Origin of the sequence: Streptomyces sp. NPDC086835 (assembly GCF_044745705.1) — a bacterium.
Taxonomy (GTDB): Bacteria; Actinomycetota; Actinomycetes; order Streptomycetales; family Streptomycetaceae; genus Streptomyces.
Genome location: NZ_JBIVAU010000007.1, coordinates 1 through 12,884 on the forward strand (window position 1 = coordinate 1; position 12,884 = coordinate 12,884).

At 69.3% G+C, this 12,884-nt stretch carries 9 protein-coding genes and 5 pseudogenes; 8 read left to right on the plus strand and 6 right to left on the minus strand.

All coding sequences use genetic code 11. The features are described from left to right. A pseudogene (locus ACIPJI_RS22165) lies at window positions 1-476 on the minus strand (transposase); the annotation flags it as partial. Between the two features lie 234 nt (window positions 477-710). Here ACIPJI_RS22165 and ACIPJI_RS22170 point away from each other — a divergent pair. From ACIPJI_RS22170 to ACIPJI_RS22185, 4 genes are all read left to right on the plus strand, one after another. Beyond that, window positions 711-1,250 carry a winged helix-turn-helix domain-containing protein gene (locus tag ACIPJI_RS22170; RefSeq protein ID WP_356625351.1) on the plus strand — a complete coding sequence of 180 codons (540 nt, stop codon included), beginning with the start codon at window positions 711-713 and terminating at the stop codon, window positions 1,248-1,250. Further along, window positions 1,247-2,542 (plus strand): MFS transporter, encoded by a 1,296-nt coding sequence (locus ACIPJI_RS22175; RefSeq protein WP_402248249.1) that lies wholly within the window; start codon window positions 1,247-1,249, stop codon window positions 2,540-2,542. The genes ACIPJI_RS22170 and ACIPJI_RS22175 overlap by 4 nt, the downstream gene beginning before the upstream one ends. A gap of 202 nt (window positions 2,543-2,744) precedes the next feature. After that, on the plus strand, window positions 2,745-4,340 hold the full coding sequence (locus ACIPJI_RS22180) for an ISL3 family transposase (protein ID WP_402248251.1): 1,596 nt from the start codon (window positions 2,745-2,747) through the stop codon (window positions 4,338-4,340). 12 nt (window positions 4,341-4,352) lie between these two features. Then, entirely contained in the window at window positions 4,353-4,754 is a 402-nt protein-coding gene (locus ACIPJI_RS22185; RefSeq protein WP_402248253.1) for an SMI1/KNR4 family protein, read from the plus strand. Window positions 4,755-4,914: 160 nt separating this feature from the next. Here ACIPJI_RS22185 and ACIPJI_RS22190 read toward each other — a convergent pair. Further along, a pseudogene (locus tag ACIPJI_RS22190) lies at window positions 4,915-5,280 on the minus strand (ABATE domain-containing protein); the annotation flags it as partial. Between the two features lie 38 nt (window positions 5,281-5,318). On the opposite strand from ACIPJI_RS22190, the pseudogene ACIPJI_RS22195 reads away from it, so the two are divergent. Next, window positions 5,319-5,678: pseudogene (locus ACIPJI_RS22195) on the plus strand (MFS transporter); the annotation flags it as partial. A 132-nt stretch (window positions 5,679-5,810) separates the two neighbouring features. Here ACIPJI_RS22195 and ACIPJI_RS22200 read toward each other — a convergent pair. Together ACIPJI_RS22200 and ACIPJI_RS22205 are read right to left on the minus strand one after the other, a co-directional pair. Further along, window positions 5,811-5,906: pseudogene (locus tag ACIPJI_RS22200) on the minus strand (IS5/IS1182 family transposase); the annotation flags it as partial. Between the two features lie 14 nt (window positions 5,907-5,920). Continuing rightward, entirely contained in the window at window positions 5,921-7,282 is a 1,362-nt protein-coding gene (locus tag ACIPJI_RS22205) for a M64 family metallopeptidase (protein ID WP_402248255.1), read from the minus strand. A 245-nt stretch (window positions 7,283-7,527) separates the two neighbouring features. Between ACIPJI_RS22205 and ACIPJI_RS22210 the strand changes: the two genes are divergently transcribed. After that, the gene (locus ACIPJI_RS22210) at window positions 7,528-8,892 is read left to right on the plus strand and encodes a tetratricopeptide repeat protein (RefSeq protein WP_402248258.1); all 1,365 of its coding nucleotides are present in this window, start codon (window positions 7,528-7,530) and stop codon (window positions 8,890-8,892) included. Between the two features lie 399 nt (window positions 8,893-9,291). Here ACIPJI_RS22210 and ACIPJI_RS22215 read toward each other — a convergent pair whose 3' ends face one another. After that, window positions 9,292-10,881 carry an ABC transporter substrate-binding protein gene (locus ACIPJI_RS22215; RefSeq protein ID WP_402248738.1) on the minus strand — a complete coding sequence of 530 codons (1,590 nt, stop codon included), beginning with the start codon at window positions 10,879-10,881 and terminating at the stop codon, window positions 9,292-9,294. A gap of 270 nt (window positions 10,882-11,151) precedes the next feature. Further along, window positions 11,152-11,531 (minus strand): annotated as a pseudogene (locus tag ACIPJI_RS22220) (transposase); the annotation flags it as partial. Window positions 11,532-11,822: 291 nt separating this feature from the next. Here ACIPJI_RS22220 and ACIPJI_RS22225 point away from each other — a divergent pair. Next, window positions 11,823-12,344, plus strand: coding sequence for an ATP-binding protein (locus ACIPJI_RS22225; RefSeq protein ID WP_402248739.1), 522 nt, complete (start codon window positions 11,823-11,825; stop codon window positions 12,342-12,344). Window positions 12,345-12,505: 161 nt separating this feature from the next. Further along, complete coding sequence (locus ACIPJI_RS22230) at window positions 12,506-12,766, plus strand: hypothetical protein (RefSeq protein ID WP_402248260.1); 261 nt, start codon at window positions 12,506-12,508, stop codon at window positions 12,764-12,766. The last annotated feature ends 118 nt before the right edge of the window (window positions 12,767-12,884 follow it).

Consider the following 12,884-nt stretch of genomic DNA (forward strand, 5'->3'; position numbering starts at 1 on the left):
GGGCTCTCATCCGTGACGGACAGCGCTTCCAACATCAACTCTCCGTCACCGCGGCGGCTTGACAACAGCATTAGGAGGTGCTTGCTGCCCGGACGCCCGCGGTCGACCGGCGAAGGTCCGGTGTGAGCCCCCCTTTGAGGGCCCGGACATGGGAGCCGTCGATGGCCGCGTCGTCCATGTCCAGCAGGCCCTCGGACCGCAGCTCGGCCAGCAGCACCTCGTGCAGCTGCGGCCAGACACCGGCCTCGGTCCAGTCCCGCAGCCGCCGCCAGGCCGTCACACCGCTGCAGCCAACCTGTTCAGCCGGAACATCCCACCAGCTCACGCCCTTGCACAGCACGTAAACGATGCCCCGCAACGCAGCACGGTCATCCGCCGGCAACCGCCCGGGATACCGATGCCGCCGCGGCGGACGAGCAGGCAACAGCGGAGCCACACGTTCCCCACAGGTCATCAGGCACAAGATCAGCAGACACCCAACAGATCCTGCCGACACAACACCCAACTGCCAATCCCCACAACGAACTTCATTCTGAAACGATCAGTTAGAAAGTGCCCTGCGATTGATCTTGGTCTGGTCTGCCACAGCTGCCCGGATCGGCAGCGGGTGAGGGGCTTTGGCAGAAGGTCTCGCGCGCCGGACAGCAGCTTCTGGAGGTTCGCGCGGAATCCCCTTGCTCAATGGTCAAGGATCGTTGACCATTGCTCGCATGCCTACCGATGATCTCCCCGAGACGTTTCACGTCACCACGGACGAGCAGCTACGAGCCGTCTCCAACCTCACGCGCCACCGGATCATGGCCGTGCTCCGCTTCGAGCCGGCGACGATTACGCAGATCGCCGAGCGGGTGGGCCTTGCGAAGGGGAGTTCCAGCTATCACGTGCGGCTGCTGGAGCGGGCCGGCCTGGTGAAGGTGGTACGGACGCGGAAGGTGCGGGGTGTCACCGAGAGGTACTACGCGATGGCCGCGCGGGCGATCGTGCTGCCGGATCCGGGCGAGGGAGGGCCGGATGTGCTGATGCGGCATGCGGTGGCGGACCTGGAGGCGTCGCCGGTGGATGGTGAGCGGCACGTTCGGATGGCGCATCTGCGGCTCACCGAGGAGCAGTTCGCGGAGCTGGGGGCGCGGTTGCAGGCACTGGCGGACGAGTACCGGGAGCTGTCCGATCCGGCGCTGCCGGACGCGTCACTGGTCTTCGCACTGTTCCACCCGGCACCGCGCGATCAGGCCGAGGGGGGCGCCAAGTGACCTCAAACATTAAGAAATTACCGACCGGGTTCGGACGCCTGTGGACCGCGCAGACGGTGTCCTCCCTAGGTGACGGGGTGTCACATGCCGCGCTGCCGCTGCTCGCGTTGACGTTGACGCGGGATCCGATGGCGCTCGCCGTCGTCACGGCCGCAGGGACGCTGCCGTGGCTGCTCTTCGGGGTGCTCGGCGGTGCGCTCGTGGACCGCTGGGACCGCCTGCGCACGATGTGGGTCATGGACGCGGCACGTGCGGTGCTGCTCGCGATACCGGCGGCAGCGGCCGCGCTCGATGTGCTGAGCATTCCGCTGCTCGCGGCCGTCGCCTTCCTGCTCGGCCTCGGCGGACTCTTCTTCGATACGGCCGCCACGGCCTATCTGCCGGACCTACTCGGCCGCGACCCCGCACTCTTGGAGCGCGCCAACTCCCGCTTGCGCGGAGCCCAGACCGCCATGTCCGGCTTCGCGGGGCCGCCGGCGGGCAGTGCACTGCTCGCGCTCGGGCGGGCGGTTCCGCTGCTCGCCGACGCGGTGTCGTTCATGCTCTCCGCACTGCTCGTACGTACGCTGCCCGCCATACCCCGGCCCGTGCCGGAGGTCCGCGACTCGCTGCTTCGGCAGGCGCGGACCGGGGCCTCGTACGTCTTCCGGGACCGGCTGCTGCTCGGGCTCGCGCTCCGCCCCGCGGTCGGGAACGTCGCCTTCCTCGCTGTGGAGACCGTCCTCGCCCTCTTCGCGCACGACCGCCTCGGCATCGATACCTACGGCTTCGGCCTTCTCCTCACGGCGGAGGCCACCGGCGGCCTGCTCGGTGCAGGCATCGCCTCCTACCTTGGCCGACGACTCGGCACCGGCACCGCACTGACCTGCACGGCCGCAGTCGAAGGGCTTGCCATCCTGGGCCTTGCCGCTGCCCCGAACCCGTACGTGGCCGGGCTGGCGCTCGCCGTCTGCGGGGCCGGCATGGGCGCCACCATGGTACTCGGGCCCTCCCTCCGGCAGGCGATCGTCCCGGCCCACCTCATGGGCCGGGTCGCCTCCACCTCCCGCATGCTCGCCATGTGCGCCGCCCCATTCGGCGCCTTCCTCGGCGGCTGGCTGGCCACCACGTACGACATCCGCACCCCGCTCTACGCCGCCGCCGTCCTCCTCCTGGCGATGACGGCTGTCACGGCATCCATGACCAGCAACCGCCAGGTCGAAGCGGCGCTGCGTGCCGCCGACCCGGCCGGCGGTCCGGATCACCCGGCATCCAAGGATCCCGCCCAGGAGAGTGCACCTGACGTGTTGTGATGCCTGTCGCGAAGGCGTCACAACGATGTCACGAGGCTCGAGCAGTTCGATTCCGTGGCTCACCCAGGTGACTTCCCAAATGGTGAACAACTGCTGTCGGTTCTCGGATCAGGCACACATTCCGTGAGGGCGATCAACGACGTTCTGCCGCGGTGACGTCCTGTCATCTGGGACCGTAGTGCGGTGTGATGACCTCATAGCGGTGCTGTTTCCGCACTTCAGCGCGGTGCTGGTGGAGCGGGTGTTCCTTGAGTGCAGCACGATCCGGGTCTTGGCCAGGACGCGGAGCCGTAGGGTGCCGTGCCCGGATTGCGCGGTTCGGTCGGGCCGGGTGCACAGCACTTACGAGCGGCGGCTGGCCGATACCCCGGTCGGCGGTCAGCCGGTGCTGGTCGAGCTGACCGTGCGCCGGCTGTACTGCGAGAACACTGACTGCCCGCGGCGTACGTTCGTCGAACAGGTCGAGGGGCTGACCGTCCGGTATGGCAGACGGACACCGGCGTCGCGCCGGCTGCTGGAAGCGGTGGCCGTCGCTCTCGCGGGCCGCGCGGGCAGCCGATTCGCCGTGGTGCTGGGCAGCTCGGTCAGTCGGACGACACTGTTACGGCTGGTGATGGCTCTGCCTGACCCGCATTGGCCGGAGCCGAGAATGCTGGGCGTGGATGACTTCGCGACCCGCCGCGGACAGCATTACGGCACGGTGATCATCGACTGCGCGACCGGCCAGCCACTTGACCTTTTGCCGGGCAGGGATGCGAAGACGCTGGCGAACTGGCTGCGCGAGCACCCGGGCGTGGAGATCATCTGCCGTGACCGAGGCGGCTCCTATGCCGACGGTGCTCGTACTGGTGCTCCACAAACAGTGCAGGTCGCAGACCGCTTTCACATCTGGCAGAACCTCGGCACCGCGGTCGAGGTCAGCGTCCGCCGGCACAACGCCGCTCTCAGGCCGTCCCCCGGACCGGACAGCACCGCGGGTACCTGCACTCCCGACTCACCAAGCACAGACAAGGCGATGTCACCGATCGAAGCTCGCATCCGCGAACGCCACGCCATCGTCCACGCCCTCCTCGAGCAGGGGCACGGCATCCGCGAGATCGCCAGGGAACTGCACATCGGCGGGAACACAGTCCGTCGCACCGCCCGCGCCGAAACCCCCGAGCAGCTGCTGGCCGGACGACGTCAACCACGGCCCAGCCAGCTGGACCCCTACAAGGCACACCTGGATAAACGCTGGTCCGAGGGCTGCACGAACGCCATCGACCTGCACGCTGAACTCCAGGGACTCGGCTACCGAGGTCACTACCAGACGATCAGCGACTACCTGCGGCCCCGCCGCCGGCAGCGCATCCGTGTTGTCGGCCCGGCACCACCAGGCGTCCGCCAGATCACCGGCTGGATGATGCGTCACCCCGACCGACTCCGTGACGAAGACCGCCAACAGCTCGCTGAAGTCATCGCTCGCAGCCCCGAACTCGATGCCACGAGCCGACTCGTCCGAGGGTTCGCCGAGATTCTCACCACCCGCTCCGGCCAGCACCTCAAAGACTGGATCGGCGCCGTCCGCGCCGAAGACCTGCCCGGCCTGCACAGCTTCGCCACCGGCCTGGAGAAGGACTGGGACGCCGTCATCCAGGGCCTCAGCAGCCGCTGGAACTCCGGGCCCGTCGAAGGCCGCGTCAACCACATCAAGATGATCAAACGCCAGATGTTCGGACGGGCCAAGCTCCCGCTGCTACGCAAGCGTGTCCTGCTCACCGCGAGACAGCCGGGCGTCACGAGTGCGAGCTGTGCTTGATAGAACGACGTCATGAGTTCGAACGACGACCAGATAGCGCAGGCCGAGAGCCGACTCGGAGTTCGGTTCCCCGCCGACTACCGGACCTTCCTGGCCACGGAGGGGAGCATGAGCCGATTCGTTCTTCCGGCGGACGACTTCCTGATGATCAACGCCATAGAGGAACTCGTCGATGTCAACGAGACAGGCGACATCCAAGAGCGCTTCCCCGGCGGCGTCGTCATCGGTGGGGACGGTGGCCGCGAGATGCTCACCTACGACTTCCGGCAGGAGCCTCCGGCTCTTGTGCTGCTCGACAACTCCGCCCAGGACTGGTCGGCCGCCATCCACCAGGCAACCTCGCTGACTGCCTTGCTTGAACAGTTCCCCGAGCACGGGTGGAACTGGGACGACTCGGAGCCCTCAACTCACTGACCCTCGCCCTCACGGAATGTGCGTCTGATCCCGGTTCTCGTGAACAGGGCCACCCGTATGGCCAATTGCGCCGCTCCTCGTGTCGACGGCGCAGGTGCCGCGTCAGGCGTTGGGAGCCGGTTGATGCGCGGTGACCTGCTGGGTCGGCGATATGGCGTCGTCAGGCCGGCGCGGCGCGGCGGGCGTAGGCGCGGGCGGCGCGGGCGCGGTCGCCGCAGCGGGTGGAGCACCACTGGCGGCGGCCGTGCTTGAGCAGGAAGCGATTGCAGGGCGGGGAGGCACAGCGGTCAGGCGGGCGGCGTCGGGGGCGGTGAGCAGGTCGGCGGCGTCGGCGGCGATGACGGCCAGGGCGTGCTCGACGATCGGGGTGGGGTGTGGCGCGGTAGGGGCCGGTCTTCTCGTCCCACAGCAGGAGGGATGCGGTGGGGACGCGGGTCATCGCGTCGTTGATCGCCGTGACGGCGGCGGGCAGGGCGGGCTGCCCGGCGACGCGGGAGGCCAGTAGCGACCTCACCTGTTCCCGGCAACCCGCCACCCCGGCTTCCCCCCGAAAGTACGGATCACATGGGCCACCCGTTCCTCGCCTCCACACGCACGCCACCCACCGCCGCGCTCTCCCCCTCCATATCCGCGGTGCAGAAGCGCACCCTGACCGTGCTGCTCGTCTCCCAGGTCCTCAGCGGTGTCGGCCTCGCCGCCGGTGTCACCGTCGCCGGGCTGCTGGCCGGGCAGATGCTCCACAACACCTCGCTGTCCGGGCTGCCCATCGCCCTGCTCACCGCGGGTTCCGCCGGCGCCGCCGTCGTCATCGGACGCGTCTCCCAGCGCCTCGGCCGCCGCCCCGGACTGGCCGCCGGATACCTCACCGGCGCCCTCGGCGGTGCCGGCGTCGTCGTCGCGGCCGCGCTCGGCAGCCCCGCGTTGCTGTTCGTCTCCCTGTTCCTCTACGGCACCTCCACCGTCATCGTCGCCACCACCGCCGGCGGCATCGCCGGACCTCTGCTCGCCACCCCCCGCCGGGCACCTCGCGACCGCGCTCCACCTGCCCGAGCAGCGGTGGCCGATCTGGTCGGACGGCTGCGGGATGACCGCGCGGATTCCCCGGTGCCGCAGATGGGCCCGGATGGCGCGTGAGGAGTACGCGCGGTCGGCCAGACAGACACGCGCTAGTAGCGGACGGCCCAGGTCGCCGTGGACTGCAGGGTCACAGCGACGGCCGGGTCGCGGACCGCGTCGGTTCGATCGGTGACGACGACGGTCAGGTGGTGCCGACGGAACGAGTGGGAGTCCAGGGGCAGGGCGGAGACGGGTACCGCGGTGCGGCCCTGGTGCGCGGCGAGACGCTTCCCGTCGAGGTACCACTGGATGTCGAGCTGCCGCTCACCGGAAAGCCTGGGCACGTCGACCCTGGCGATGTCCCGGCGGCGCAGGGTGCGGTCGGTGGGAACGCGGGGGGTGACCGGGTTGGCGTGGCGGTAGAAGCCGCCGATCATCGCCTCGCGGCCGGGCAGGCTGAACGGTTTGTCGAGGATGCGCATGAGCGAGGCATCGGTCGGCCGGTTGAGGCCGGTCACGTAGTAGCCGCCGCCCTCGTAGGCGCCGACGAGGCCGCCGTCGGGCGAGGTCTCACCGAGCCAGCGGTACCACTTGGTCCGGTTGGTGCGCATGCCGTCCGCGGTGAGGGTGGAGATGTTGGACTCCCCGGGCTCCTTGCCCTCGTATTTCTCGTAGCCGGGGTAGTCGGCGTAGAAGTACTCGTCGGCGAGCTTGCCGAGCGAGTGGCCGGTCTCGTGAATGGCGACCTGTCCCGACTTCTCGTTGCCGGCGGAGGCGGTGGAGATACCCTCGTACCCGAGCGTCTTGCTCGGGGTGTTGTAGCCGGCGCCACCGTACTTGGAGCTGTTGGAGAGCACCAGCACGAGGTCGGCCTCGGGAGCCTTGGCGACGTACGAGTCGACCTTCTTCTCGTCGACGCAGAGGAGCCGCTCGACGCCGTCGCACCAGAAGTAGGAACCGAGCGCGGTGTTCCTGACGACGTCCTTGCCGGGGTCGCCGCTCACGCCCGAGTCCTGGGAGACGGCGTCGACCATCCAGACGTTGAAGAGGTTGCGGTACGTGGTGTACGGCTCCACGCCGGTGAACTCGGCCCATCTCGTTGCGGCGTCGGCGCGGAACCGGCCGAGTTCCTCGAGGGTGTAGCCGTCGCCGACGATGACGACGTCCAACCGGTCGCCGCTCGGGCCGTTGTCGACGAGGGACGAGACGTCACCGTCGGCGCGTGACTCAGCCGGGGACGGCCGGCCGGTGCGGGAGGCGGTGCCCGAGGTGACGGGCACCCAGGTGTGGCCCGATCCGGCCTCGACGGCGCCCTTTCCCTCAGGACCGGGTATCTCGACCCGGGTCTGTGCGGTGTCGTCGACGGGGCCGGCCGAGGCCGATCGCGGAGCCAGCGCGAGTGCGGCGGCGACGGTGACGGTGACGGTGACGGCCGTAGCCGCGGCACACCGTAAACGCAGCGTGGGGGGCATCCAAGTCCTCCTGACGGAAGGCGACTTAAGCAAGCGCGTAAATACGCTTAACAAGATGCTTAAGCTAGGGGCGCCGACGGGTGGCGCACAATGCCCTTGCCGCGGTTGTTCCGGAACGGACGCCGTAACGACCTGGCGGGGCCCGGGTTCCCCCACGTTCCGCGTCAGGCGCCCGACCGGACGTGGCGCCGGGGCACCGAAGCCCGGCACCACGCCCGGACCAGGCCGCACGAAGGGAAGCCGCCATGGACGAACCAGCCGTCATCGGAGAGCGCGTACAACGCCTACGCCGGGAGCGCGGCCTGACGCAGCGCCGGGTCGCCGAACCGGCGTACACAGCCGCCTACGTCTCCACCCTCGAAGCCGGCAAGGTGCGGCCGTCCGAGGCGGCGTTGCGCTTCCTCGCCGACCGCCTGGGCACCACGTACGAGGAGCTGGCGACGGGACGACCCGCCCGGCTGGCCACGGAACTCCGGCTGGCGCTGACCGACGCCCGCCGTCTGCTCGCCACCGGTGAGCCCGGCGAGGCCGCCGCCCGCTACCAGGACCTGCTCGACGAGGCCGAACGCCTCGGCCTGGAGCACGAGCGGGCCGAGGCCCTCACCGGACTGGGCGAGTGCGCCTTGGAGGGCGGTGAACTCGACGAGGCCCGGGAGCGGTTCGAGGCGGCCGAGCGCCTGCTGGCCGCCGAACCACCGCCCCGCCGTGCTCGCGCCGTGCGCGGTCGCGCCGTCGCGTACCTGCTCGCCGGTGAACTCCGGTACGCCTGCTACGTCCTCGAGACCGCCCTGGCCGAACTGGCCGAGCGAGGCCTGTGCGACCCCGACGCCCTGGTGCTGCTCCACTCCGCCTCCATCGCCCCGTACATGGACATGGGCGCGCACGCACGCGCCGCCCAGGCGGCCGAACGGGCCCTGTCACTGGCGCCCCGCGTCTCGGAACCCGCCTTGGTCGCCGGCATGCACCGCAGTGTGGCGCGCACACTGCTCGCCGAGGGCCGGATCGCCGAGGCCGACGCCTCGCTCGCCAAGGCCCAGGAGCTGTACCAGCAGGCACACAACCGCACGGAACTGGCGCACTGCCACTGGATGCGGGGCTACGTCCACGCGCAGGACGGGGACCTGGCGAGCGCCGAGGCGGAGCTGCGCACGGCCCGGGAGATGCTGACCGCGCAGCGCGCCGCGCTCTACACGGCCCAGGTCGAGGTGGAGTTGGCCGATGTGCTGCGTCGCCGCGGCCAACGCGCGCAGGCGGCCACGTTGCTCTCCCGGCTGTTGGAGCGGGGACTGACGACATCATTGGGTGACCGGCGCGGCGCGGTGCACGCGGCGGGCGCGCACCGCATGCTCGGCCTGATCGCCGAGGACGAGGGCGCCGACGAGCGCGCCGAGGAGCACTACGTGCGGGCGCTGGCACTCCTGGAACGCAGCGGAGCGGCGGGAGACCTCGCGGACCTGTGCCGCCTGCTGGGCGACCTGCTGCGGCGCACAGGGCGGATGGAAGCGGCGCTGGACGCGTACCGTACGGGACTCGGTCACCGGGCGGCGCCGGGCGCGACCACGCTGGGTCCCGCTGCGGTGCCGCCCCCGTTCTGCCGGGTGACCGGCTGACGCTCGCGGTGGCCGCGGACCGCGCCGGGCTCGCGCTTGAGCGAAGCCGGCAGCTCGGCGCCGTCCTCGTTGCCCTCGGCGGCCAGCGCCGGCAGCCGGACCACGCCGACCTCGCCCGGACGCTCGACGCACCGGTGATCGCCCGCCGCGGCGTCCCCACGGATCCGGACTCCGGGTCCACCTGTGGGCCGTCGAGCGCACCATCGCCCGGCTGCACGGCTCCGACCTCTGCGCATCCGCTGGGAACGACGCGACGACGTCCACGAAGCCCTCCTCGGACTCGCCACCTGCCTCATCACCACCGACACGTCCAACGCCTTTGTAAGGACCTCTTTATGCCTGGCCCCGGAGGCCGGGCGCCCCATTACGGGCCACCGAGCGGTGGGCCGGGACGGCCCGTCAGATCTTCTTGATCTCCCAGAAGCGAAAGACGGTCGACGCGTCCAGGGTCCACTCCAGGCCTGCGATGTTGCGGTAGGCCACCGCGTACTGCTTGCCCTGCCAGAGCGGCAGGATGGGCAGTTCTGCCGCGACGAGGTCCTGGAGTTCCCCGTACTGCTGTTCGGTGGCGGCCCGGTCGGCGACGGCGGCGGTCCGGGGGAGGATCGAGCCGGTGATCCTCTTGTTCTGGTAGTGGTTGCCGAGGACGTTGTCCTGGCCGAAGAAGGGCTGTGTGAAGTTTTCGGGATCCGGGTAGTCGGGGATCCAGCCCTTCACGTAGACGCCGTACTTCCCGGCCGCGATGTCCTTCTCGTACTGCTCGAACCCGACCGACCGGACCGTCACATCGAACAGGCCGCTGTCGTTGAGCTGCTGGGCGATCGCCTTGAACTCCTGGTCGGTGGCGGGGCCGTAACGGCTCGGCGTGGACCAGAGGGTGAGCTTCACCTTGTCGTTGATGCCGGCGGAGCGCAGTGCCTGCTTCGCCCGCTGCGGCTGCGGAGTGCCGCCGTACATGTCGAAGTAGGCGGTGTTGTGGCCGGTGATGCCGGCCGGGACGATCGAGTACAGCGGGGTTGCCGTGGACTGGTAGACGTCCCGGACCAGGGCGTCGCGGTCGATGAGATACGCGATGGCCTTGCGTACACCGCGCTTGCCGACGACCGGGTCGTTGAGGTTGAAGACCAGGTGCTGCACCTCTGCGCTGGTGCCCTCGATGACCTCGATCCCCTGGGCGTCGGCCGACGCCGAGCCCTGGAGCGCGGATATGTCGTCCGCGGCCAGTCCTCGGTAGGCGATGTCGACCCGCCCCTCGCCGAGCGCCGATGCCAGCGCCTTCTGGTCGCTGCGGAAGAGCTTGAGGATGATGCCCGAGTTCTGCGCCTTGGCGGTGCCCCGGTAGCTGGAGTTGAGCGAGAAGACCGCCTCGTCCTTGCCGTACGAGTCGAGCTTGTACGGCCCCGAGCCTACTGCCTTGCCGTCGGTGCGCAGCGCGTCGGCATCGTACTCACGGTGGTCGACGATGGAGCCGGCGCCCGAGGCGATCTTGCTCGGGAAGGTGGCGTCGGGGACGTTGAGCCGGAAGACGACCGTCTTCTCGTCCGGCGTCTCGATCTTGTCGATGGTGGAGAGCAGAGGCATGGGTCCCGCGTCGCTGGCGATCTTCCGCACACGCTCGAAGGAGAACTTCACATCCTTCGACGTCAGGGTGTTGCCGTTGCTGAAGGTCAGACCATCGCGCAGTGTGCAGCGGTAGACCGTGCTGCCACCCTCGTCGAAGGTGCAGCGCTCGGCCGCCTCCGGCTGCGGGGTGGCGCTGCCCTTGGGGAAGCTGAGCAGCGACTGGAAGACGTTGTTGAACAGCAGCCAGGAACCGGGGTCGTAGCCTGCCGCCGGATCAGTGGCGAGGACCTCGTCCGACATTCCTATGACCAGCGAGTCGCTGCCGTCGAAACCGGCACCGCCCTCCTGGTCGCCGCAGCCGCTCAACAGGCCTGCCGCCAGCCCCGCCGCGAGCGGGGTGGTCAGCCACTTGTTACGTGCCTTCACAGAACCGTGCCTCTGATCTCTTGTGCCATAGGGCGGCGATGTGCCCCGCCGAATGCTACAAGTCAGACACGAGTGCTTCGGCTGCCTGATCCAGGCCAAGAACATCGAGCAGACCGGAGAGCAGTGACAGATCGGCTTCCAGCATCCGCGCAACACCGGAGGACGGCTGCGGAAGCTCCTCTTGCAGGGGGCGGACACCGGCAAGCAGCAGAGGACCTCCCACGGGCCAGTCGATGCCGTCGTGCGGTTCCGTCCCTGGCCGTCCGGCCCGCCGGGTCCGTAGCCAGGCCGGGGCAGACAGAGCACGAGTAAACCGCGGCCCGCCTCCGGTGCACAGATCACAGAGTAGGGCCGGCCGGGAACGGGAATGTGCTGGTCCTTGCCGCGCCCGTAGGTATGGCACAGAATCCGCTGCGGTGAGGTGCGGGCACTGGGCCGCAGCCAACAGGTGAGGTCTGCGGCAAGGACGAGCCGGCCGTCCGCGGGGCCCTCGGCAGCGGCACCGTGGCCAGGGCCCTTCGCAGCCGGGCGACATCGACCCGCCCCGCGGACAGGGCGCCATAGAAGCCGTCGCGCCCGCGCCGGTGTTCGCCCACCAGTGACAGTTCCACCAGCGACCGGACCGGACCATCCGCGCACAACATCGCGTCCCCACGGCCTTCGTGCTGAGCGTTGTTGTTCCTTGGTCGGATCACATGTTCAGCCGAAGGCCGCCTGCGTGTAGAGCAGTTACCAGTCCGAGCGCTCAAGTACCCGGGCTCGTTCGGGCTCCGAGGTTAAAGAGCAAGTTGGGTCCGCCACTCCATCGCGCCACCCGACATACGACCGGACCCCGTGGGCTCCGTGGGCGACCACGGCCAGCACCTCCACGGAAATCACTGTGTCTATCCAGCGCAGCTCCGTGAACGGCGGCCCGCACGGCGCTAGCGTCGGGTCTCATGATGATCGTATGGCTCAACGGCACCCATGGCGCAGGCAAGACGACGACCAGTGCGCTCGTGCAGCAGCTGATCCCGGATTCACGGGTGTTCGACGCCGAGAAGGTCGGCGAGACACTCATGGACATCACGCCGGGGCTGCCCTGGACGGGCAACTTCCAGCACTGGCCGCCGTGGCGGCCTCTCGTAGTCGAAACCGCCCGCCGCGTACTCGACTACACCGGTGGCACTCTGGTGATGCCCATGACTGTCCTGGTCGAGCAGTACTGGCGGGAGATCAGCACGGGCCTCGCCGAACACGCCATCCCGGTACGGCACTTCGTCCTCCACGCTGACCAGGACACCCTCCGCGGGCGCATCGAGGGGGACATTCTTCTGGGCCCCTCCCCATTCCGTCTCCAGCACCTTGAGCCCTACGCCGAGGCGGCCCGCACGTGGCTGCACGCCGAGGCCGAGGTCGTCGACACCACGCACCTCACGCCCGAACAGGCCGCCCTGCAGATCGCAGAGGCCGTCAAGAGTTGAGAAAGAGCGCTTCAGTTGGCCTTACGTTCCTGGGACGGGATGGCCGAGCCCTTCGCATGGTTGGGCCGCCCGGGGGCGCCGTAAGGCCACGCCGGCGCGGTTGCCTGCGGCAGACCTGTATGCGTGCATGTCTGGAGCACGATGAACCGGATCTGGGCCGGTTGAGTGATCACGCAAACAGCGTCGAGCTCCGCCCACTGAGCTATCAGTTCGCCGCAGCCCAGGGCAACTGTTACGACGACAGCCGGCTGGTCATCGGTGGCACGGTGACGACTCCCTGCGGCAGCTGGTCCTGCACCGATCCCGCTTTGCTGACCCACGAAGCCCGCCAGGTCACCGCTTGGATGCGCGCGGCGGCAGCTGCACTGCTCCACGCAGCCGACCAGTGGGATCTTGCCCTGGCTTCCTTCCCGACCCGCTGATCAACGACAGTCCCGTCGGGACGCGGTGCCGGGTCCGACACAGGCTCCGAGGCTCGACTTCTCCATCGGGAAGCCACTTGAGCACGAAGGTCACCCCGCGAGTCACCCGGCCGTCCAT